At 55.6% G+C, this 20,247-nt stretch carries 31 protein-coding genes and 1 pseudogene; 28 read left to right on the forward strand and 4 right to left on the reverse strand.

What is annotated here, in order from left to right:
* Positions 1 to 31: 31 nt before the first annotated feature.
* From rplB to rplQ, 26 genes and pseudogenes are all read left to right on the forward strand, one after another.
* Positions 32 to 856 carry a 50S ribosomal protein L2 gene (gene rplB, locus RAK07_RS03760; RefSeq protein ID WP_305731508.1) on the forward strand — a complete coding sequence of 275 codons (825 nt, stop codon included), beginning with the start codon at positions 32 to 34 and terminating at the stop codon, positions 854 to 856.
* 22 nt (positions 857 to 878) lie between these two features.
* Positions 879 to 1,157 (forward strand): 30S ribosomal protein S19, encoded by a 279-nt coding sequence (gene rpsS / locus RAK07_RS03765; RefSeq protein WP_305731509.1) that lies wholly within the window; start codon positions 879 to 881, stop codon positions 1,155 to 1,157.
* Positions 1,158 to 1,174: 17 nt separating this feature from the next.
* Positions 1,175 to 1,516, forward strand: coding sequence for a 50S ribosomal protein L22 (rplV, locus tag RAK07_RS03770; protein ID WP_305731510.1), 342 nt, complete (start codon positions 1,175 to 1,177; stop codon positions 1,514 to 1,516).
* Positions 1,517 to 1,531: 15 nt separating this feature from the next.
* Positions 1,532 to 2,158, forward strand: coding sequence for a 30S ribosomal protein S3 (gene rpsC / locus RAK07_RS14045; protein ID WP_374215756.1), 627 nt, complete (start codon positions 1,532 to 1,534; stop codon positions 2,156 to 2,158).
* Positions 2,159 to 2,182: 24 nt separating this feature from the next.
* Complete coding sequence (gene rplP, locus RAK07_RS14050; protein ID WP_374215757.1) at positions 2,183 to 2,605, forward strand: 50S ribosomal protein L16; 423 nt, start codon at positions 2,183 to 2,185, stop codon at positions 2,603 to 2,605.
* The gene (gene rpmC, locus RAK07_RS03780; RefSeq protein WP_305731511.1) at positions 2,595 to 2,783 is read left to right on the forward strand and encodes a 50S ribosomal protein L29; all 189 of its coding nucleotides are present in this window, start codon (positions 2,595 to 2,597) and stop codon (positions 2,781 to 2,783) included. The genes rplP and rpmC overlap by 11 nt, the downstream gene beginning before the upstream one ends.
* 8 nt (positions 2,784 to 2,791) lie before the next feature.
* Entirely contained in the window at positions 2,792 to 3,049 is a 258-nt protein-coding gene (rpsQ, locus tag RAK07_RS03785) for a 30S ribosomal protein S17 (RefSeq protein ID WP_305731512.1), read from the forward strand.
* A 24-nt stretch (positions 3,050 to 3,073) separates the two neighbouring features.
* Positions 3,074 to 3,442: a 50S ribosomal protein L14 gene (gene rplN, locus RAK07_RS03790; protein ID WP_305731513.1), complete on the forward strand. Its 369-nt coding sequence runs from the start codon at positions 3,074 to 3,076 to the stop codon at positions 3,440 to 3,442.
* Positions 3,443 to 3,460: 18 nt separating this feature from the next.
* Entirely contained in the window at positions 3,461 to 3,787 is a 327-nt protein-coding gene (rplX, locus tag RAK07_RS03795) for a 50S ribosomal protein L24 (protein WP_305731514.1), read from the forward strand.
* A gap of 18 nt (positions 3,788 to 3,805) precedes the next feature.
* A complete protein-coding gene (gene rplE / locus RAK07_RS03800) occupies positions 3,806 to 4,345 on the forward strand; it encodes a 50S ribosomal protein L5 (RefSeq protein ID WP_305731515.1) in 540 nt (179 codons plus the stop codon).
* A 31-nt stretch (positions 4,346 to 4,376) separates the two neighbouring features.
* Positions 4,377 to 4,562, forward strand: coding sequence for a type Z 30S ribosomal protein S14 (locus RAK07_RS03805; protein ID WP_012469425.1), 186 nt, complete (start codon positions 4,377 to 4,379; stop codon positions 4,560 to 4,562).
* Between the two features lie 31 nt (positions 4,563 to 4,593).
* On the forward strand, positions 4,594 to 4,992 hold the full coding sequence (gene rpsH / locus RAK07_RS03810) for a 30S ribosomal protein S8 (protein ID WP_305731516.1): 399 nt from the start codon (positions 4,594 to 4,596) through the stop codon (positions 4,990 to 4,992).
* A 37-nt stretch (positions 4,993 to 5,029) separates the two neighbouring features.
* Complete coding sequence (rplF, locus tag RAK07_RS03815; protein ID WP_305731517.1) at positions 5,030 to 5,569, forward strand: 50S ribosomal protein L6; 540 nt, start codon at positions 5,030 to 5,032, stop codon at positions 5,567 to 5,569.
* Positions 5,570 to 5,596: 27 nt separating this feature from the next.
* On the forward strand, positions 5,597 to 5,965 hold the full coding sequence (gene rplR, locus RAK07_RS03820; protein WP_305731518.1) for a 50S ribosomal protein L18: 369 nt from the start codon (positions 5,597 to 5,599) through the stop codon (positions 5,963 to 5,965).
* A gap of 27 nt (positions 5,966 to 5,992) precedes the next feature.
* Positions 5,993 to 6,481: a 30S ribosomal protein S5 gene (rpsE, locus tag RAK07_RS03825; RefSeq protein ID WP_305731519.1), complete on the forward strand. Its 489-nt coding sequence runs from the start codon at positions 5,993 to 5,995 to the stop codon at positions 6,479 to 6,481.
* A gap of 38 nt (positions 6,482 to 6,519) precedes the next feature.
* Positions 6,520 to 6,696, forward strand: a complete 177-nt coding sequence (gene rpmD / locus RAK07_RS03830) for a 50S ribosomal protein L30 (RefSeq protein WP_305731520.1) — start codon at positions 6,520 to 6,522, stop codon at positions 6,694 to 6,696.
* 16 nt (positions 6,697 to 6,712) lie between these two features.
* Positions 6,713 to 7,162 (forward strand): 50S ribosomal protein L15, encoded by a 450-nt coding sequence (gene rplO / locus RAK07_RS03835; protein ID WP_305731521.1) that lies wholly within the window; start codon positions 6,713 to 6,715, stop codon positions 7,160 to 7,162.
* Positions 7,155 to 8,468, forward strand: coding sequence for a preprotein translocase subunit SecY (gene secY / locus RAK07_RS03840; protein ID WP_305731522.1), 1,314 nt, complete (start codon positions 7,155 to 7,157; stop codon positions 8,466 to 8,468). Before rplO ends, secY begins: the two co-directional genes overlap by 8 nt.
* A gap of 10 nt (positions 8,469 to 8,478) precedes the next feature.
* On the forward strand, positions 8,479 to 9,123 hold the full coding sequence (locus tag RAK07_RS03845; protein WP_305731523.1) for an adenylate kinase: 645 nt from the start codon (positions 8,479 to 8,481) through the stop codon (positions 9,121 to 9,123).
* A gap of 2 nt (positions 9,124 to 9,125) precedes the next feature.
* A complete protein-coding gene (gene map, locus RAK07_RS03850) occupies positions 9,126 to 9,872 on the forward strand; it encodes a type I methionyl aminopeptidase (RefSeq protein WP_305731524.1) in 747 nt (248 codons plus the stop codon).
* A 28-nt stretch (positions 9,873 to 9,900) separates the two neighbouring features.
* Positions 9,901 to 10,014: a 50S ribosomal protein L36 gene (rpmJ, locus tag RAK07_RS03855; RefSeq protein ID WP_305731525.1), complete on the forward strand. Its 114-nt coding sequence runs from the start codon at positions 9,901 to 9,903 to the stop codon at positions 10,012 to 10,014.
* A 20-nt stretch (positions 10,015 to 10,034) separates the two neighbouring features.
* Positions 10,035 to 10,403 (forward strand): 30S ribosomal protein S13, encoded by a 369-nt coding sequence (rpsM, locus tag RAK07_RS03860; protein WP_305731526.1) that lies wholly within the window; start codon positions 10,035 to 10,037, stop codon positions 10,401 to 10,403.
* A gap of 29 nt (positions 10,404 to 10,432) precedes the next feature.
* The gene (gene rpsK, locus RAK07_RS03865) at positions 10,433 to 10,825 is read left to right on the forward strand and encodes a 30S ribosomal protein S11 (protein WP_305731527.1); all 393 of its coding nucleotides are present in this window, start codon (positions 10,433 to 10,435) and stop codon (positions 10,823 to 10,825) included.
* A gap of 44 nt (positions 10,826 to 10,869) precedes the next feature.
* The gene (gene rpsD / locus RAK07_RS03870; protein WP_305731528.1) at positions 10,870 to 11,496 is read left to right on the forward strand and encodes a 30S ribosomal protein S4; all 627 of its coding nucleotides are present in this window, start codon (positions 10,870 to 10,872) and stop codon (positions 11,494 to 11,496) included.
* Between the two features lie 68 nt (positions 11,497 to 11,564).
* Positions 11,565 to 12,587 carry a DNA-directed RNA polymerase subunit alpha gene (locus RAK07_RS03875; RefSeq protein ID WP_305731529.1) on the forward strand — a complete coding sequence of 341 codons (1,023 nt, stop codon included), beginning with the start codon at positions 11,565 to 11,567 and terminating at the stop codon, positions 12,585 to 12,587.
* 48 nt (positions 12,588 to 12,635) lie between these two features.
* Positions 12,636 to 12,989 (forward strand): annotated as a pseudogene (gene rplQ, locus RAK07_RS03880) (50S ribosomal protein L17); the annotation flags it as partial.
* Between the two features lie 99 nt (positions 12,990 to 13,088).
* On the opposite strand, the gene RAK07_RS03885 reads toward rplQ, so the two are convergent.
* A complete protein-coding gene (locus tag RAK07_RS03885; protein ID WP_305731530.1) occupies positions 13,089 to 13,541 on the reverse strand; it encodes a YaaR family protein in 453 nt (150 codons plus the stop codon).
* Between the two features lie 235 nt (positions 13,542 to 13,776).
* Between RAK07_RS03885 and RAK07_RS03890 the strand changes: the two genes are divergently transcribed.
* Positions 13,777 to 15,987: a sensor histidine kinase gene (locus tag RAK07_RS03890; protein ID WP_305731531.1), complete on the forward strand. Its 2,211-nt coding sequence runs from the start codon at positions 13,777 to 13,779 to the stop codon at positions 15,985 to 15,987.
* A 24-nt stretch (positions 15,988 to 16,011) separates the two neighbouring features.
* Positions 16,012 to 17,388: a sigma-54-dependent transcriptional regulator gene (locus RAK07_RS03895; RefSeq protein WP_305731532.1), complete on the forward strand. Its 1,377-nt coding sequence runs from the start codon at positions 16,012 to 16,014 to the stop codon at positions 17,386 to 17,388.
* Between the two features lie 61 nt (positions 17,389 to 17,449).
* Here RAK07_RS03895 and RAK07_RS03900 read toward each other — a convergent pair whose 3' ends face one another.
* The 3 genes from RAK07_RS03900 to RAK07_RS03910 all read right to left on the reverse strand — a co-directional run bounded on the left by RAK07_RS03900 (position 17,450) and on the right by RAK07_RS03910 (position 20,244).
* Positions 17,450 to 17,581, reverse strand: coding sequence for a hypothetical protein (locus RAK07_RS03900; protein ID WP_305731533.1), 132 nt, complete (start codon positions 17,579 to 17,581; stop codon positions 17,450 to 17,452).
* Positions 17,582 to 17,634: 53 nt separating this feature from the next.
* Entirely contained in the window at positions 17,635 to 18,348 is a 714-nt protein-coding gene (gene bioD, locus RAK07_RS03905; protein WP_305731534.1) for a dethiobiotin synthase, read from the reverse strand.
* 108 nt (positions 18,349 to 18,456) lie between these two features.
* Positions 18,457 to 20,244, reverse strand: coding sequence for a GspE/PulE family protein (locus RAK07_RS03910; RefSeq protein ID WP_305731535.1), 1,788 nt, complete (start codon positions 20,242 to 20,244; stop codon positions 18,457 to 18,459).
* Positions 20,245 to 20,247: the final 3 nt, after the last annotated feature.

Below are 20,247 nucleotides of genomic sequence, written 5' to 3' on the forward strand. Positions count from 1 at the left end.
GGATCAATCATTACTGAATCGGGGTTCTGGTATGGCAATAAAGAGCTATAAGCCGACATCAGCAGGTCGCAGACATCAAACCTGCTCGACGTTCGAAGAAATTACAACTCAAACGCCGGAGCGTTCATTGCTCATCAAGCTGAAGAAGACCGGCGGACGCAATCATTATGGTCGTATTACTGCTCGTCACCAGGGCGGCGGGCATAAGCAGAAATACCGTATCATTGACTTTCGTCGTGACAAACGCGGCATTCCTGCCAAAGTAGCCACCATTGAGTATGATCCGTACCGGAGCGCCCGGATTGCATTGCTGCACTATATCGATGGCGAAAAGCGCTACATTCTCGCACCGCTTGATCTCAAAGTCGGCGATACCGTCATCAGCGGACCCGATGCCGACATCAAGCCGGGCAATGCGTTGCCGATCCGTTCGATTCCGCTGGGTACCATTATTCACAACATCGAGCTGAAGATTGGCAAGGGCGCACAACTGGCCCGCAGCGCCGGTACTTTTGCCCAATTGATGTCCAAGGAAGGCAAGTACTCCCAGGTGAAGCTCCCTTCCGGTGAGGTGCGCATGATCCTGATGGATTGCTATGCCACTATCGGCCAGGTCGGAAACATTGATCACGAGAACGTTAGTCTCGGTAAGGCGGGGCGTTCCCGTTGGCTCGGCAAGCGGCCGAAAGTGCGGGGTGTTGCCATGAACCCGGTTGATCACCCCCATGGCGGTGGTGAAGGGCGTACATCCGGTGGTCGACATCCGGTAACTCCTTGGGGCATCCCGACCAAGGGCTACAAGACTCGTACGAATAAGACCACTGATCGCTTTATTGTCAAAAAGCGCAGCAAATAATTGAAGAGAGGCTCGTACCGCTATGGCACGCTCGATAAAAAAAGGTCCCTTCGTTGATGATCATCTGATGAAGAAAGTCGAAACAGAAGGACCGAATTCGAAGAAAATCATCAAAACCTGGTCTCGTCGGTCGACGATTACCCCGGAGTTCATCGGGGTCTCGCTTGCCGTGCACAACGGCAAAAAGTTCATTCCGGTTTTCGTAACTGAGAACATGGTTGGGCACAAGCTTGGTGAATTTGCGCCTACGCGTACCTTCCATGGTCATGCTGCTGATAAGAAGAGCAAGGTCAAGAAGTGACCTAAGGAGTGATTTACATGGAATACAGTGCCAAATTGATGCTCGCACGACTTTCGCCTCGCAAGACGCGGATCGTTGCAGACCTTGTGAGGGGGAAGGGTATTCAGGAAGCTCTGAACACGCTCAAGTTCGTTCCCAATTCGTCGGCCCCGATCATTCGCAAGCTGCTGGCATCGGCAGTGGCAAACGCCGAGCAGAAGGGTGCGGGTGATGTTGACAAGCTGTACGTCAAGACCATCTGTGTTGACGGCGGCGCAGTACTGAAGCGTTTCGTGCCGCGCGCCATGGGGCGGGCCAGCCGCATTCGTAAGCCAACGAGCCACATTACCGTGGTTCTGTCAGACATGAAATCGAGATAGGCCGGAGGTGCAGTCTTGGGACAGAAAGTAAATCCAATTGGTTTTAGGCTCGGCGTTATCAAAACCTGGGATTCGAAGTGGTATGCTGAGGCTGATTACGCCAAGAACCTCCACGAAGACCTGAAGATTCGTCAGTTTTTGAAAAAGCGTCTGTACAGCGCCGGCATTTCGAAAATCGAGATCGAGCGGGCTGCAAACAAGACCAAAGTCAATATTCATGCAGCCAGACCGGGCCTGATCATTGGCAAAAAAGGTGCCGAGGTTGAGTTGCTTAAGAAGGATCTCGCCAAGATCACCACCAAGGAAGTGTTCATCAACATCAATGAAGTGCGCAAGCCTGAACTGGACGCGCAACTCGTTGCCGAGAACGTCGCACTTCAGCTTGAGCGCCGGATCGCCTTCCGTCGTGCCATGAAGAAAAGCGTGACCGCCTCGCTCAAGTTCGGCGCCAAGGGCATCAGAATCACCTGTTCGGGCCGCTTGGGTGGCGCCGAAATGTCCAGAACCGAATGGTATCGCGAAGGCCGCGTGCCGCTGCATACACTGCGAGCCGATATCGACTACGGTTTTGCTGAAGCCAAGACGACCTATGGCATCATCGGCGTCAAGGTTTTGATCTTCAAGGGTGAAGTTTTGTCCTGACAATAAGCTGCGGGAGTATTGTACATGTTAATGCCGAAAAGGGTTAAGCATAGGAAGCAGATGAAGGGGCGCATGACCGGCGCCGCCTGCCGCAAGGTAGAGATTGCTTTTGGGCAGTATGCTCTGCAAGCAACCGAGTGCGGCTGGGTTGATTCACGGCAGATTGAGGCTGCGCGTATTGCCATGACACGCTACATCAAGCGGGGCGGCAAGATCTGGATTCGCATGTTTCCGGACAAGCCTCTCACGGCCAAGCCGGCTGAAACCCGGATGGGCAAAGGTAAAGGCTCGCCCGATTCGTGGGTCTGCGTCGTCAAACCGGGCATGGTGCTCTATGAGATGGAAGGTGTGACCGAGGAAATCGCACGGGAAGCATTCCGGCTCGCTGCACACAAGCTGCCGATTTCCACAAAGTTTATTACCAGGAGCGAACATAATGAAGCCTAGTGAACTCCGTTCGATGACCGATACCGAGCTCAGAACAAAGCAGCAGGGTCTGACCCAGGAGCTGTTCAATCTGAAGTTTCAACTGAACACCGGGCGCTTGGAAAATACAGCCAAGATCAACGCAATTCGTCGTGATATTGCCCGTATCAATACCATCCTTACAGAAAGCAGGGGTTAGAGACTGTCATGGGTGAGCGTGGACATAGACGTAAGCAGACCGGCATTGTCGTAAGCGACAAGATGGATAAAACGGTCGTAGTCAAGGTAGATCGCCTCGTAAAGCACTCTCTGTACAACAAGTACATAAAGCGGAGTGTGAAGTATAAGGTGCATGACGAGTCGAATAGCTGCAAGGCGGGCGACAAGGTTCAGATTGTTGAGTGCCGGCCGCTCAGCAAGGATAAGCGCTGGGCTTTGTACCAGATTCTTGAAAGCGCTGCCTAGTAGCCCCCCAGAGAGGACACAAGCATGATCCAGATGCAGACAATACTTGATGTTGCTGATAACTCGGGCGCAAAGAAGCTTTTTTGTATTAAGGTGCTCGGCGGTTCAAAGCGTAAATATGCGGGTGTTGGCGATGTTGTCGTCTGTTCGGTCCGCGAAGCGCTGCCGAACTCCAAGGTGAAGAAGGGTGACGTGGTCAAGGCGGTGATCGTGCGGACTGCCAAGGCTCTGGGACGTCCCGACGGATCGTACATCCGCTTTGACAACAATTCAGGCGTCGTTATCAACAACGCTAAGGAGCCTGTGGGAACTCGTATTTTTGGCCCTGTCGCACGTGAATTGCGCGCCAAAAAATACATGAAGATTATCTCCCTTGCCCCTGAAGTACTTTAACGGAAATTGGAGAATCAGATGCAAGCCAAGAAATTCCACGTAGCTAAGGGTGATACGGTAATGGTGATCGCCGGCAAGGAGAAATCCAAAACCGGTAAGGTTCTCAAGGTGCTGCCCAAAAAGGATGGTGTGATCGTTGAAGGCCTGAACATGGTAAAGCGTCATGTTCGTGCCCGCGGTAACGAGCCCGGGGGTATCGTCGAGAAAGAGGCTGCGCTCCATGTCTCCAACGTCCAGCTGTACTGCACCAAGTGCGTGAAGCCTGTCAGAACCGGCATCAAGGTTCTTGAAAATGGTGACAAACAGCGTACCTGCGTAAAGTGCGGTACGTCACTGGAGAACTAATCAGGAGGAAACCTGTTCATGTCGAGACTGAGAGAAATGTATACTTCGGAGATCATTCCGAAGCTTCGTGCCGAATTCAACTATAAAAATATCATGCAAATTCCCAAGCTTGAAAAGGTTGTCATCAACATGGGACTTGGGGAAGCCATTCAAAATATCAAGATCCTCGACTCGGCTTCCGCCGAACTCGCAGCGATCAGCGGTCAGAAGCCGGTAGTAACCAAGGCGAAAAAGTCCATCGCCAGCTTCAAACTGCGTGAAGGGATGCCGATCGGTTGTATGGTGACCCTGCGCCGTGACCGGATGTATGAGTTCCTTGATCGCCTGTTGAATATTTCCCTTGCCCGGGTTCGCGACTTCAAAGGGGTGTCCGGCAAGGCATTCGATGGCCAGGGCAACTACACGCTGGGTGTTAAAGAGCAACTGATTTTTCCCGAGGTCAACTATGACCAGATCGACAAGATCAAGGGATTGAACATTACTATTGTAACGTCTGCGAAGACGGACGAAGAGGGTAAGGCGCTTCTGAAACACTTTGGGATGCCTTTCAGAAACTAGAAGCCAGAAGTGATACAAACGGGAGGATTCCGTGGCAAAAGTCTCGATGATCAACAAGTCGCAGCGCACCCCCAAGTTCAAGGTACGTCAGCATAACCGTTGTCCGGTATGCGGACGCCCGAAAGCATTTTACCGTAAATTTCAGATGTGCCGGATCTGCTTGCGTAAATATGCATCCGCCGGACAAATTCCCGGCGTTATTAAGTCCAGTTGGTAAGTTTCGTATATACACAGAGGAGTGCGTCTCGATGTCAATGACTGATCCCATCGCCGACATGCTGACCAGAATTCGCAATGCGAATATGGTTAAGCTGCAAAAGGTCGATATCCCTTCTTCAAGTGTCAAGGTCAATATTGCCCAGGTACTCAAGCAGGAGGGGTTTATCAAGAATTACAAGGTTATCGCAGACAACCGGCAGGGAGTGCTGCGGGTGTATCTCAAGTTTATCGATGAGAAGGAACCGGTTATCAATGAGATCACACGTGTAAGCAAGCCCGGGAGCCGGACCTACGTCGATGCGGCGTCGATCCCGGTTGTCAAGAATGGCATCGGGATTGCGATTCTCTCCACCTCCAAGGGTATTATGACTGATGCTGCTGCGCGTCAGGCCGGTATTGGTGGCGAACTGCTCTGTACCGTCTGGTAGAGCAGGCCGGCCACAGATTTGTAAAAGGAGCTACTGCATGTCACGAATCGGGAAAATGCCGATTGCTGTCCCCAAGGGTGTCACTGTTTCTCTGAGTGACTCGGTGCTGACCGTCAAGGGGCCCAAGGGAGAATTGAGCCGTCAGATCATGCCGGCAATTTCGCTTGAAATTGCTGACACGGCGATTGTTGTCACGCGTCAGGATGATTCCATTGCCTCCCGGTCTGCCCACGGCCTGACCCGTACCTTGGTGAACAACATGGTGATCGGGGTAACCGCCGGCTACCAGACTGATCTGGAAATCAATGGCGTTGGCTATCGTGCCGAGGTCAAGGGGCAAGAGCTCGTGCTGAGCCTTGGCTATTCACATCAGGTGGTATACCCGCTGCCGGCAGGTATCGCCGTTGATGTTGACAAAATGACCAAGCTGAGTGTCAAGGGGATCGATAAGGAGCTTGTTGGCCATACTGCAGCAAAGATCCGTTCGTTCCGTGGCCCCGAACCGTACAAGGGCAAGGGGATCAAGTATGCGAATGAAAAGATTTTGCGTAAGGCCGGCAAAACAGGTAAGAAATAGTCACCTGAACAGGTAAGGAGTACTATCGTGGGAAAGACAGCACAAAAAACCCTTATCCGCCGTAAGCGCCAGGTCAGGGTTCGTAAAAAGGTTCTCGGTACACCGGAACGGCCCCGTTTGAGCGTATTTCGGAGCGCCAATCATATCTATGCCCAGTTGATTGACGATAGCCGCGGCGTAACCCTGGCTGCAGCGTCGTCGCTGACCGAGGGCGTTGCCCAGGTCGGCGTGCATACCGGCAACAAAGCATCGGCTGCTCTGGTTGGCAAGGCCATCGCGTCGGTCGCACTTGCCAAAGGTATCCAGTCGGTTGTGTTTGACCGTAACGGTTTTCTTTATCATGGCCGGATTCAAACGCTTGCAGACGCAGCACGAGAAGCTGGACTCAAATTTTAAGCTTTCATGCTCCCAGGGAGGTCGGTAGTGAGCAGGATTAATTCAAACGATTTGAATCTTACGGACCGCGTGGTTCACATAAGCCGTGTAGCCAAGGTTGTGAAGGGTGGCCGTCGCTTCAGCTTCTCCGCACTGGTTGTGGTCGGTGATGCTGACGGTCATGTCGGCTATGGGCTTGGCAAGGCGAATGAGGTGCCGGAAGCGATCCGCAAGGGTGTCGAGCAAGCCAAGAAGAATCTGATTCGGGTTCCGGTCAGCCAGAGTCAGAGTATTCCCTATGAAATAACCGGTCGCTTCGGTGCGGGCAAAATTCTGATGAAGCCCGCCTCCCCCGGTACCGGCGTTATTGCAGGCGGTGCCGCCCGGGCTATATTTGAGGCCGCCGGTATCAACAACATCCTTTCAAAGTGCCTGGGATCGAACAATCCCCATAACGTTGTCAAAGCGGCATTTGAAGGGTTGCGCCTTCTGAAGACGCCGGAGGAGCTTGCAGCTCGTCGCGGCCTCACCGACTAGCCGCTCTTCAGACCCACTTATCAACAAGGAACGGTGCCATGAGTACAACAATCGATATTACCCTGGTAAAGAGCACAATCGGTGCCTCCAAAAAACAGCGAGCGGTCGTTCGCGGCCTTGGCCTGCGTAAGCTGCAGCAGACGGTCACTTTGAATGACTCCCCCGAGGTACGCGGGATGGTCAACAAAGTGGATCACATGGTGAAAGTTAAGTAAACAACGGAGGCATGCGATGGAATTGAATACTTTGAGCCCCGCACCGGGGTCGACGAAAAATAAGAAGCGTATTGGTCGTGGTATCGGTTCCGGCCACGGCAAGACCGCTACCAAAGGTCATAAAGGTCAAAAGGCACGTTCCGGCGGCAGTGTGAAGCCCGGCTTTGAAGGCGGCCAGATGCCGCTGCAACGGCGTCTTCCCAAGCGGGGTTTTCGTCCTTTGGCTCGCACCGAATATGTCGTTATCAACCTCAGTCAGCTGGATGTATTTGAGACAGGATCCACGGTTGACCGCGATGCCATGGATGCCAAGGGACTTCTGAAAAAGTCCGCGTTGCCGGTCAAGGTGCTCGCCAACGGCAGTGTAACCAAGGCCCTGAATATCAAAGCTGACAAGTTCAGCAAGGCGGCAGCGGATAAGATTGCTGCTGCAGGCGGTTCAATCGAGGAGCCTTCGCGTGCTTGAAGCTTTTCAGAATATTTTCCGTATTCCTGAGCTGAAGAAACGTGTGCTGTTTACTCTTGGCATGCTGGCGGTTTACCGTGTCGGCTGTCATATCCCGACTCCCGGTGTCGATGCCGTTGCATTGTCACATTTTTTCAAACAGGCTCAGGGGACTCTGCTGGGCCTGTTTGACATGTTTTCCGGTGGTGCCTTGGAGCGGATGTCGGTGTTTGCCCTGGGCATCATGCCGTACATCTCGTCGTCGATTATCTTCCAACTGATGACCGTTGTCGTGCCTGCTATTGAAAAGCTCTCCAAGGAGGGCGAGGCCGGTCGCAAGAAGATCACTCAGTACACACGCTACGGAACAATGGTCCTGAGTATTGTTCAGGGGGCCGGTATTGCCATCGGATTGGAAAGTATGCGGGGACCTGCCGGAGAACTGGTTATTCCCAGCCCGGGATGGTCGTTCCGGCTGATGACCATTATTACGCTGACCGCTGGTACGGCATTCATTATGTGGCTGGGAGAGCAGATGTCCGAACGTGGTATCGGCAACGGCATTTCCCTGATCATTTTTGCCGGGATTGTCGTCGGTATTCCCGGTGCTGTCGGAAATACGTTCAAACTGATTAACAGCGGAAACATGTCGCTTTTTTCGTTGATCTTCGTTGTTGTGCTGATGGTTGCAGTTATCGCTGCCATTGTTTTCGTGGAGCGAGGCCAACGGCGTCTGCCGATCCACTACGCCAAGCGTGTATCGGGCCTCAAAACATTCAGTCCGCAAATTTCACATTTGCCCCTCAAGGTGAACATGGCTGGGGTTATTCCTCCGATCTTCGCTTCATCCATCATTATGTTTCCGGCCACTGTGGCAAACTTTGTCAGTGTGCCGGCTGTTCAGCAGTTTGCCAAGATGCTGACACCGGGGCATTGGTTGTATAATGTTTTTTATGTTGCCTTTATTGTGTTCTTTTGCTATTTCTATACGGCTATTACGTTTAATCCGGTGGATGTGGCCGAGAACATCAAGAAGCATAACGGCTATATTCCCGGCATACGTCCCGGCAAGGAAACGTCTGAGTTCATGGACAGCGTGCTGACCAGGCTTACGTTTGCCGGTGCTATTTATATTTCGCTGGTCTGTGTGCTTCCCTCGCTTTTGATAGGGGGGTTCAAGCTTAACCTGCCGTTCTACTTCGGGGGCACGTCGCTTCTGATTGCGGTCGGCGTTGGTATGGATACGGTTGCCCAGATAGAGTCGCACCTTATAACCCGGAATTATGAAGGGTTTTTGAAGGGTGTTCGTATTCGTGGTCGGAGGTAGGCGACACGACATGAATCTGATTCTTTTTGGTCCTCCGGGGGCCGGCAAAGGGACGCAGGCTCAGTTTCTTGTGAAGCAGTATGCTGTTCCGCAGATATCGACCGGTGATATGCTCCGTGCTGCAGTAAAGGCTGAAACTTCTCTGGGGCTTCAGGCAAAGGCTATCATGCAGCGAGGCGGGTTGGTTTCGGATGAAATCGTTCTCGGTATGGTGGAAGAGCGTCTGGCGCAACCCGATTGTTCTGGCGGGTTCGTTTTGGATGGTTTTCCGCGTACGATTCCCCAGGCCGATATGCTGCATGCTGTTCTTTCGCGGATGGGGCGCTCGATCGAGCATGTGCTGTCTCTGGAGGTTGAGCCAGAGGAGTTGGTTCACCGGCTTTCTGGCCGGCGCTCCTGTCCCGCGTGTGGCAGGGGGTATCATGTAGAGTATGAGCCGCCGCAGCAGGCTGGTATGTGTGACCAGTGTCATGTGGCACTGGTGCAGCGTGATGACGATCGCGAAGAGACAGTGCGCAATCGGCTGAGTGTGTACGAGGAGCAGACCCATCCGCTCAAGGCGTATTACTTGGCCAAGGGGATGCTGCGGCAGATTCCGGGTATTGGGAGCATTGCCGAGATACAGCAACGAATTTCGTCTGTCCTGGCAGGTTGATCGTGATTGTCCTGAAGTCTCCCCGTGAGATCGAAAGGATGCGTGCTTCCTGCCGGATAGTTGCTGAGGTTCTGGAGTTGCTGAAGGAAAGGGTGGCCCCGGGAGTCACGACGCTGGAGTTGGAGCAGCTCGCGGTAAGTGAGACGAGGAAGCGCAAGGCGCTTCCCGCCTTCAAGGGGTATGGCGGTTTTCCGTACGCTCTGTGCTGTTCGCCGAACGACCGTGTTATTCATGGTATGCCCAACGCGATTCCTTTGTGTGAGGGCGACATACTCAGTATAGACTTTGGTGTGCAGTACGACGAGTTTTACGGAGATGCTGCCGTGACGCTCCCGGTGGGCGGTGTTTCTGCAGCGGCGCAGGATCTGTTGGTCGCTACCGAGCAGTCCCTCTATCGAGGGATTGAAAAAGCGGTTGCGAGTGGAAAGCTCTTCGATATTTCCCATGCCGTACAGAGTTGTGTTGAATCCCGGGGGTACTCGGTAGTCCGGGATTTTGTCGGCCACGGTATCGGCAAGAAGCTGCATGAGGATCCCCAAGTTCCGAATTACGGAACAGCGGGAAAGGGGGTCCGGCTGAAGCCGGGAATGGTTTTGGCGATCGAGCCGATGGTCAATCAAGGCTCCTACGCCGTCAAGGTGCTCGAAGACGGCTGGACTGCGGTAACGGCAGATGGCAAGCTTTCGGCTCACTTTGAGCACACGGTGGCAATAACGGATAACGGTCCCGAGATTCTTACGCGTCTCTGAAGGACCTTGTGAAGAAAGGTGAACTGCAATGAAAGTTCGGGCTTCAGTCAAGAAGATTTGTGACAAATGTCAGATTGTTAAGCGCAAGGGTGTTGTCCGTATTATTTGTGACACCCCCAAGCACTCACAACGTCAAGGGTAACAACCAGAGGAGGACAGTCAGTGGCACGTATTGCAGGTATCGATCTACCGAAGAACAAGCGGATTGAAATTGCGCTCACCTATATTTACGGTATCGGGCGCACAACCGCGAAGAACATCCTGGTTGCAACCCAAATTGATGCTGACACGCGGACGGATAAACTTACTGAAGTTGAAGTATCCAAGCTCCGTGAGGAAATCGACAAGAACATCAAGGTTGAAGGTGATCTGCGTCGTGAAATTTCTATGAATATCAAGCGGCTTATGGATCTTGGCTGCTACCGGGGGCTGCGCCACCGGAAAGGGCTGCCCTGTCGCGGACAGCGTACCAAGACCAATGCGCGTACTCGTAAGGGACCGGCCCGTACCGTGGCTGGCAAGAAGAAATAAACTAATTTTCTGGTAGCTCTGGAGGAAGCATGGCAGCTCCGAAGAAGGTCGTCCGTAAAAAGAAAGAAAAAAAGAACATAACCAACGGTGTGGCACATATTCAGGCCACATTCAACAATACGATCATCACCATTACCGATCCGGTCGGTAATGTGATTTCCTGGTCGACTGCCGGAGCAAAGGGCTTCAAGGGCTCACGGAAAAGCACTCCCTTTGCTGCACAGGTTGCTGCCGAGGATTGCGTCCGCAAGGCCCAGGAGCATGGCCTGCGCAACGTCGAAGTTTACGTGAAGGGGCCCGGCTCCGGCCGTGAGTCCGCGTTACGAGCCCTGCAGGCAGCTGGGCTGAACGTCAGCTTCATTCGCGATGTCACGCCGATTCCCCATAACGGCTGTCGACCCCCGAAGCGCAGAAGAGTCTAGTTCGTTCATTGATTTTGTTTTGATACAGTATTGAGGAGGCTACCTTGGCTAGGTACACAGGACCATCCTGCCGTCTGTGCAGAAGAGAAAATATGGAATTGTTTCTGAAGGGAGACCGTTGCTATACGGATAAGTGCGCCCTGAAGCGTCGTAACTATCCTCCGGGTCAGCACGGCCAGGGGCGTTCGAAGACTTCGGATTACGGCGTTCAATTGCGTGAAAAGCAAAAAGTCAAGCGTATGTACGGTTTGCTTGAGAAGCAGTTCCGCGGCTATTTTGAACGTGCGGACAGGATGAAAGGCGTGACCGGTACCAATCTGCTGGGCCTGCTGGAGCGTCGTCTCGATAATGTCGTGTATCGTCTCGGCTTTGCTTCGTCCCGTGCAGAATCCCGCCAGCTGGTAAGCCATGGCCACTTCACGTTGAACGGCCGCAAGGCAACGATCCCCTCGATACAGGTCAAGGCTGGCGACCGTATCGAACTGCGTGAAAAGAGCCAAAAGGTTGCCCAGATCAACGAGTCGCTTGATGCCGTTGTGCGTCGCGGGGTACCGCAGTGGCTTGAGCTTGAGCGCGATGCGTTCAAAGGGGCCGTCAAGGCTCTGCCGGCACGTGAGGATATCACGACGCCGATTCAGGAACAGCTGATTGTCGAACTGTATTCGAAGTAACAGAACTGCGCCACCGTTGTGCAGTTCGCATGTATCGAGACCGTTTACCCCTTGAGGGGAGGAATTGAATGTATAAAAACTGGCGTGATCTGATAAAACCCAAACAGCTGCAAGTTGAGAAGGAGTCTCTTTCCTCGACGTATGGTAAGTTCGTTGCCGAGCCGTTTGAGCGCGGGTTTGGTACAACGCTTGGCAATTCGTTGCGTCGTGTCTTGTTGTCGTCGCTGCAGGGTGCTGCAATTACGTCCGTCAGAATCAAGGGTGTGCAGCACGAATTTTCTTCCATCCAAGGCGTTACCGAGGATGTCACCGATATCATTCTTAATCTTAAAGGGGTGCGACTTCGCCTGCACGGTACCGATCAGACCACCATTCGTATCATCCACAAGGGTGAAGGCAGCGTGAAGGCTGGCGATATCGTCATTCCCCATAATGTCGAAATCATGAATCCCGAGCAACATATCGCAACCTGTGGCAAGGATGCGGTACTTGAGATGGAGCTTGCGGTCCGCACGGGTAAGGGATACGTTTCTGCCGACAGGAACCGCGATGAAAAGGCTCCGGTGGGAACTATTCCAATCGACGCGATCTTTTCTCCCATCACCAAGGTCAACTTCGTCGTTTCCAATGCACGGGTCGGCCAGATGACCGACTACGACAAGCTGACCCTCGAAGTGTGGACCGATGGCAGTGTCAAGCCGGAAGACGCCATTGCCTATGCTGCCAAGATCGTCAAGGATCAGATGTCGGTTTTCATCAACTTCGACGAGGATGGTGAGCCGGTACAGCAGGATGAAGAATCCGAGGATCAATCCCGGGTCAACGAAAACCTCTACCGGACCGTTGACGAGCTGGAGCTTTCCGTGCGTTCGGCAAACTGCCTTAAAAATGCCGGCATCAAGCTGATTGGCGAACTGGTTTCGAAGACCGAAGCCGAAATGCTGAAGACCCAGAACTTCGGCCGGAAGTCCCTGAATGAGATCAAGGACATTCTGAGTGAGATGGGATTGGTCTTCGGGATGAAGCTGGAGAACTTTCCGGACCCGGAAGTTGTGAAGCGCCTGCGTGGCGAGCAGAAGGAAGAAGAGTAATACAGCATTTTGATTGCATACATGGCGGTACTGCAGAAAGGATAGACAATGCGTCACAACAACTCAGGAAGAAGACTTGGCCGTACCACGAGTCACCGGGTCGCCATGTTCAGAAACATGGTAACATCGCTGCTGACTCATGAGCGGATTATTACGACCGATGCCAAGGCAAAGGAAATCCGCTCCGTCGCCGAAAAGATGATCACTCTCGGTAAGCGTGGCGACCTGCATGCACATCGTCAGGCAGCATCCTATATCCGTGAGAAATCGGTAGTAACGAAATTGTTCTCCACCATCGCTCCCCGCTACAAGGACCGTCAGGGCGGGTATACGCGAATCATCAAGCTCGGCCAGCGTTCAGGCGATGCGGCGTCGCTGTCGGTCATTGAACTCGTTGAGGAGTCAACCGCTTCCTGACCAGTTGGAGGGATTCCTTTCCCTGTGTAGCCGGTTTGACCCATGAGCGGGGGCACATCAGATTGATGTGCCCCCGCTTTCGTTTCACGTGATCAGGTCAACCACCAGCCCCTTGATGCCGATGACCGCGGCCGTAATGGCCATTCGGTTTTTCTGCTCCTTCACGACCAGTTCGTACAGTTTGTCCGCCTCTTTGTCGATGACGGTGATGATTTCGAAGTAACGCGGATTCAGGGGGGTCCCCCCGACCTTCTCGAGGCGGTAGGCCTCACCGCTGATCCGTTTTGCCAGCCTGCTCAGTAACTCCCTGAACTGTTTGAAGTTGGCAAGAGTCGGCTCTTGCTCCAGCTTGGCACCGGCTTGGTCGATCTGCTGTCGGAGCGTTTCGATATCCTGGCCATAGTTGTCCACTTCCTGCTGCTTTCCTTTCAGTTCCGTTGCAAAAAACGAGCTGAGCTTGGCTTCCGCCGAGGAGCGCGGTGTGCCGTGCCCCTTTTTGGGCGTGTTGGCCAGTGCGTGGCGATCATTGATTTTCATAGGGACGTTCCTTGCTGAGACGGTCAGGGTTCACTGCGGCAGTATAGCAGCGCGAATCAGGTTTGCAAGGTGCTGCCGATGTGCTATTTATGCTCAGTTTTTGAGGCGTGCCTCGTGGCGATAGCTTATCAGGCCCATCCGCATCGCTCCGGCGATGCCTGCGTCGCCGACTACCGCGCCGCCTTGCTCCCATCCGTGCTGTGAAGGCGGATTTACCGCCGCCCTCGAGGGTACCATGGTTTCATCCGAAGAAAAGAAAAAACGGGTCCGGGAGGCGGCAATCATCGTCCTCGCCCTGGTCCTGATCGTTCTCCTGACCGGTGTCGAGATACGTCTGACCCAGTTGAGTTCGACGGCACCGCTTTCCAGTAACGTTGTCATCTTCGGCATGATCAACATCATCATTCTGTTGGTGGTGCTACTGGTCTACCTGATCAGCCGCAACGTCGTCAAGCTGCTGGTGGAAAGCCGGGGAAGCATTCTGACGACCCGGTTGCGTACCAAGCTGGTCATTTCGTTTGTCGGTCTTTCCCTGATACCGACCATGCTGCTCTTCTTCGCCTCGGCGAGCTTTATTACCAACAGCGTGCAGAACTGGTTCAATATCCAGATAGAAACTTCGCTCAACGAATCCCTGGAGGTTGCACAAACCTACTATAAGAGTTCTGCCGGCAACGCTCTGCAGTTCGCCCGGCAACTGAGCACGGTCATCAGGCGGGAACGGCTGCTGAACGACGACAACATTCCCCGCATGAAGGCATTTATCCGGGAAAAGCAGAAGGAGTATAACCTGGGGATTGTGGAGGTGTTCTCAGCTCAGCGGGAAGAGCTGGTACGCGCTTCCAATCCGGAGGTGCCGCTGGGGGACCTGACCAGCCCGGCATCAGAAGATATCAGCCAAGTACTGAAAGGCAAGGAGCTGACCAAGGTGAACTCGGCCGGCAAGGCCGACCTGATCCGCGGGATCGTGCCGATCTACTCCACCTACAATGATCGTGACGTGGTCGGGGTGGTGGTGGTGAACTACTACGTTCCCCACTCGCTGGTCAGCAAGATGAAGGAGATATCTTCATCCTACCAGGAGTTCCGTCGTCTCAAGCTGCTGAAAAGCCCCATCACCACCGGCTACCTGCTGATCCTCTTCCTGATCGCCTCGGTGATTGTCTTCCTGGCATTCTGGATCGGTATTTACCTTGCCAACAGCATGACCCGGCCGATCCAGCGGCTGGTGGAAGGAACAAAGGCTGTCGCCGATGGCGACCTGGCAGTACGGATCGATGCGGAGGGACCGGACGAAATCGGCATGCTGGTCCGCTCCTTCAACCTGATGGCGGCGGACCTGCAGGCCAAGCGTCAGGAGCTGAACAATTCGAATCAGGAGCTGACCAGAATCAACCAGGAAATAGAATCCCGCCGTCGCTACATGGAAACCGTGCTGCGCAACGTCGCAGCCGGCGTCGTCTCCGTTGATCGGGCCGGTCTGGTCATTACCATCAACAAGTCGGCGGAGCGTCTGCTGAATATCGATATCGACAAAGTCATGGGACGGCATTTTCGCGAAGTGTTACGTGATGCACACCTGGATATTCTTCGCGATGCCCTGCGTGACATGGCGATTACGCGACATGATTCCTTGGCGCGCCAGATTACGCTCGACATCAAGGGGGATCGCCGGGTTCTGCAAATGAACCTGACCATGCTGCGGGACGATCAGGATGATTTTATCGGCTCGGTGCTGGTGCTGGACGATCTGACCCAGATTGTGAAAGGGCAGCGGATGGCGGCTTGGCGGGAGGTGGCCCGTCGGATTGCCCATGAGATCAAGAACCCTCTGACTCCGATTCAACTTTCGGCCCAGCGGCTGCGCAAGCGCTATCTGGAGCGTTTTTCGGGCGACGACGACGGGCGGGTGTTCGATGAATGCACCCGGATGATCAGCAAGGCAGTTGACGAGTTGAAGGTGCTGGTCAACGAATTTTCCAGTTTCGCCCGCATGCCGGCGGTCCAGCCGGTTGCCAACGACCTGAACGAGCTGGTGCGTGAGACCCTGACGCTCTACCAGGAGGCCCACCGTGGGGTCCGGTTCGATTTCCAGCCGGACCCGGCCTTGCCGATTCTCAAGATCGACCGCGATCAGATTAAACGGGTGCTGATCAACCTGCTTGAAAACTCGGTGGCTGCCATGGAAGCACAGGGTACCGTCAGCATTGCCACCCGGTATGACGTGGAACTAAAGATGGTCTCCTGCAGCATCGCCGATGATGGCCCCGGAGTTCCCCCCGAGGTGCGCCACCGGCTGTTTGAACCCTATTTTTCAACCAAGAAGGGGGGGACCGGCCTGGGGCTGGCGATCGTGACCAGTATTGTGGCCGACCATAATGGCTTTGTCCGCTTCCGGGACAACCTTCCCCGGGGGGCCTGTTTTGTACTGGAATTTCCGGCCTGATGCCGCATATGTATGGAGGAGTCGATGTCGAACATGATCTTGATCGTTGACGATGAGGAGGATATCCGGACATCGTTGGGCGGAATACTGGAGGATGAGGGGTATCTGGTGGTGACGGCCGAAAACGGCACCGACGCCATCGATGTGGTGCGAGAAGAAGTGCCCGACCTGGTGTTGCTGGACATCTGGATGCCGGGGATGGACGGTATCCAGACCCTTGGCCAGATCAAGCAACTGTTTCCCGAGATGACCGTGGTCATGATGTCAGGCCATGGTACCATCGAGACCGCCGTGCGTGCCACCAGGCTGGGAGCCTTTGATTTCATCGAGAAGCCGTTTTCCCTGGACAAGCTGTTGATCACGGTGGGGAATGCCATCAAGCTCAAGGAGCTGCGCAAGGAAAACCTGGTACTTCGGTTGTCGGCCCAGAAGGAGCATGACCTGGTTGGCGCAACACCGGCCATGGAAAGCCTGCGGCTCAGCATCCAGCGGGTGGCCTCCGCCTCAACGCCGGTCTTGATAACCGGCGAACCCGGCGTCGGCAAGGAGCTGTCCGCCCGGGTTATCCACTATCTTGGTTCCCGTCGTGATCGCCCCTTTGTCACCATCAACTGTATGGCCATTCCGGCGGACCTGCTCTATGCGGAGCTGTTCGGCTATGAGCGGGATGGCGGCCCCGAAGGGGCGGCGCACAAGCGGGGGCGTTTTGACCTAGCGGATGGTGGCACGATTTTTCTGGACGAGATTCAGGAGCTGCCGGTGGATGTACAGACCGAGCTGTTGCGGGTTCTATCGGAAAACAGCTTCGAGCGGCAGGGGGGACAGCGTCCGGTTCGCTGCGATATCCGAGTGATCGCTGCCACTTCCCGCTCGCTTGAAGCGGCACGGGAAGCGGGCAGTTTTCTAGAAGACCTTTATCACCGCCTGCAGGTGGTGCCGTTGCATATCTGTCCCTTGCGGGAGCGGCTTGCGGACATTCCGCTGTTGGTCAGGCATTTCGTCAACCAGTTTCACCAGCGGGAGGGGTGGGAGCCGATGCAGTTTTCAGCGGAAGTGCTGGAACTGATGCAGGGGTACGAGTGGCCGGGCAATGTGCGGGAGCTGAAGAACGTCGTCGAACGGATTCTGATCATGGTCGCCGGACCGGTGGTCACCGCCGGGGACCTGCCGGAGCTGTTGCCCTCGCTTGCCTCCACGGCCGCACCGGAGGACGGGGGGGGGGAGCAGTGCTCCCTGACGGCGGCCCGTCAACAGTTCGAGCGCGAGTTCATCCAGCAACGGCTCGCAGTCTGCGGCTGGGATCTGGAGCGGGCAGCCCTCAGCCTCGGACTGGAGCGGACCTCGCTGCACCGGAAGCTGGTGCAGTATCATCTGACGCCGGAAAAGGGGACAGGTGCCTGAATCAAGCGGTGTGCGATCTGTGTTTCGAACCGGTTGGAACAGCAGAATGTCACTCCCGTGTTCACGCCGGTTTCCCCGCTGAGCCGGTGGACCCCGTGCTGGTGGGGGCGAAGGCAGCCCGCAGCAGCTCACGCACGGTTGCTTCCGCGAAGAGGATGAACGGCCGCTTGACCGTCTGTACCTGCATCAGCATCAGGGGACCTGGGCGTGTGCGTGAAAACCGCCGGACATCCCTCCCGAGTGGTGTCACTGCGTCAGAATACGCAGGATGATTTCATGTTCGGGGCTTGCCAGAAACTGGCCGGCAAGTCGTTCCACCACCGCCTCAGGTTCTCCCGGCAGATCATTCCAGACTCCCAGCACCGGTGCTCCGCAGAGGGAGCCGATCTGGTGGGCCGCACCCCGCTCCGCCAGTCCGGGCTCGGCAGGGTAGCGGTTGACGATGACTCCCCTTACCGCAATCTCCATCTGGGTGGCGGCAAAGCAGGTCAGTACGCTGTGGTTGATGGTACCGAGATTGGGGCGGGCCACCACCAGGAGCGGCAGCTCCAGGTGGCGTACCAGATCGGCGATCAACAGGCCGCCGCAGAGCGGCACCATCAGGCCGCCGGCTCCCTCCACCAGGACGAAGTCGTGCCGTTTCGCAAGCCTGTCGTAGGATTCGGCAATTTTGCCGAAATCGATTCTCACACCGTCCCGTTTCGCGGCATCGGCAGGAGCGATCGGCTCCCGCAGGCAATAGGGGGCTACATCCCCGTCGCACTCCACGCCGGCAGCCCAGGCGAGCAGTTCGGCATCATCGGAAATCAGCTCGCCGTCGCTCTCGCGACAGCCGCTGGTAACCGGCTTCATAACCCCGACGTTAATCCCGACGCTGCGTAGCGCACGGGCCAGTGCCGCGGTAACCATGGTTTTTCCCACACCGGTATCGGTCCCGGTGACAAACAGACCTCGCTTCATCCGCTCTCCTTCTGTCAGGCTGTTAAGATGGTAGGGTCCCTCAATACACCGCCAGATCGTCGCATCCGCACACCGCGGCTTTCGAGGACGGCGGCGCAATGGCCAACCTTAACCGGTGATGCTGACCACCTCGTCGTAGGTGGTGATTCCTTCGAGCATTTTACGGATCGCGATCTGGCGCAGGGTTGCATAGCCGTCCTGGACAGCCGCCGCCACTACCGCCGCCAGGTCCAGCGGTTCCGTCACCAGGGGCCTGATCCGTTCGCTCAGTTCCAGTACCTCGAAGACGCCGGTGCGGCCTTTGTAGCCGGTACCGCGGCACTCCCGGCAGCCGCTTCCCTCCCTGACCGTCAGGCTGGTGCCGGCAAGCTGCAGGTACTGCTGCTCTTCCGGTGTCAAGGTACGGGACACGGCGCAGTGGGGACAGACCTTGCGCAACAGCCGCTGGGCGACGATTCCCGCGACGGTTGCGGAGATCAGGTAGGGAGGGATACCCAGGTCGATCAGCCGGGCGATGGAGGAAGGGGCGTCGTTGGTATGCAGGGTCGACAGTACCAGGTGGCCGGTCAGAGCTGCCTGTACGGCGTTTTCAGCGGTCTCCCGGTCCCTGATTTCGCCGACCATGACGATGTCCGGATCCTGGCGCAGCACCGTGCGCAGGATAGTGGCAAAGGTGACGCCGATTGCCGGCTGCACGGCGATCTGGTTGAACTCCTCCATGACCATCTCGATCGGATCTTCGATGGTGACGATGTTGATTTCCGGCGATGACAGCGTGCGCAACGAGGAGTACAGGGTAGTGGTCTTACCGCTGCCGGTGGGGCCGGTCACCAGGATGATGCCGTTGGGACGCTGGATAAAACTGGTATAGAGGCGGTATTCACGGGCGTAGAATCCGATCGTGTCCAGCGCCTGCAGCAGAATATCCGGATCAAATATCCTGATCACCACCTTCTCGCCGAAGGCGGTGGGCACCGTGGAGATGCGCAGCTCCACATCCTTGCCGTTGTGGCTGGTCTTGATCCGTCCGTCTTGGGGGCGGCGCTTTTCCGCCAGGTCCATGCGGGCCAGCAGCTTGATCCGGGAAACGATCGGGGCGTGGAGCGGCTTGGGCAGCAGGTGGATGGTATGCAGCAGGCCGTCCAGGCGGAAGCGGATCAGGCACTTCTCCCGTTTCGGCTCGATATGGATATCACTGGCCCGCTGGTCAAAAGCGTAGGAAAGCAGGAAGTCCACGGCCGAGATGACGTGGCCCTCGCTTTCCGCCAACTCCTGGTTTCCCTTCATCCTGAAAAACTGTTCCAGGTTGCCCAGGTCCGCGCCGGCGGATGCCTCCGCCTCCGCCGCCACGACCGATGCCCGAAACCCGTAGAAATCCCGCAGCACCTTCTGGATATCGGAGCAGGAACTCAGGACCCGTCGTACCTTCATACGGTGGGCCGTGGAAAATTCCCGCAGCGGTTCGTCGTCAAAAGGATCTGCCGTGGCCACCACCAGGTCGCCGTCGCGCATCGCCACCGGCACGATCAGGTGCCGCAGTGCAAAGGGGCGGGGAATGTGCGTGGTGACGATGTCCAGGTCGAGCTTGAGGGGATCAATTTTCAGATAGGGAAGACGCAGGTACTTCGCCAGGGCCTCGGTAATGGCGTCTTCTGACAGAATACGTCCCCTATCCCCGTGGGTTTCCAGGTTAAAGGAGCTCACGATCTGGGCAGGGGAGGGGGCCTCGCCGGCGCGGTGCACACGGCGTCCGGACTGGTGAGGGACGGCGATCAGGCGAGCTTCCTGGGCCTTGGCGCCCTCCAGGATCATCTCGCGTTGCTCCGGCGAGATCAGGCGCTGCTCGAACAGTAACGACACCACATAGGGCAGGGTAAGGTGGGACGGTGCGGTCATGGG

This window comes from Trichlorobacter ammonificans, assembly GCF_933509905.1.
Classification (GTDB): Bacteria; Desulfobacterota; Desulfuromonadia; order Geobacterales; family Pseudopelobacteraceae; genus Trichlorobacter; species Trichlorobacter ammonificans.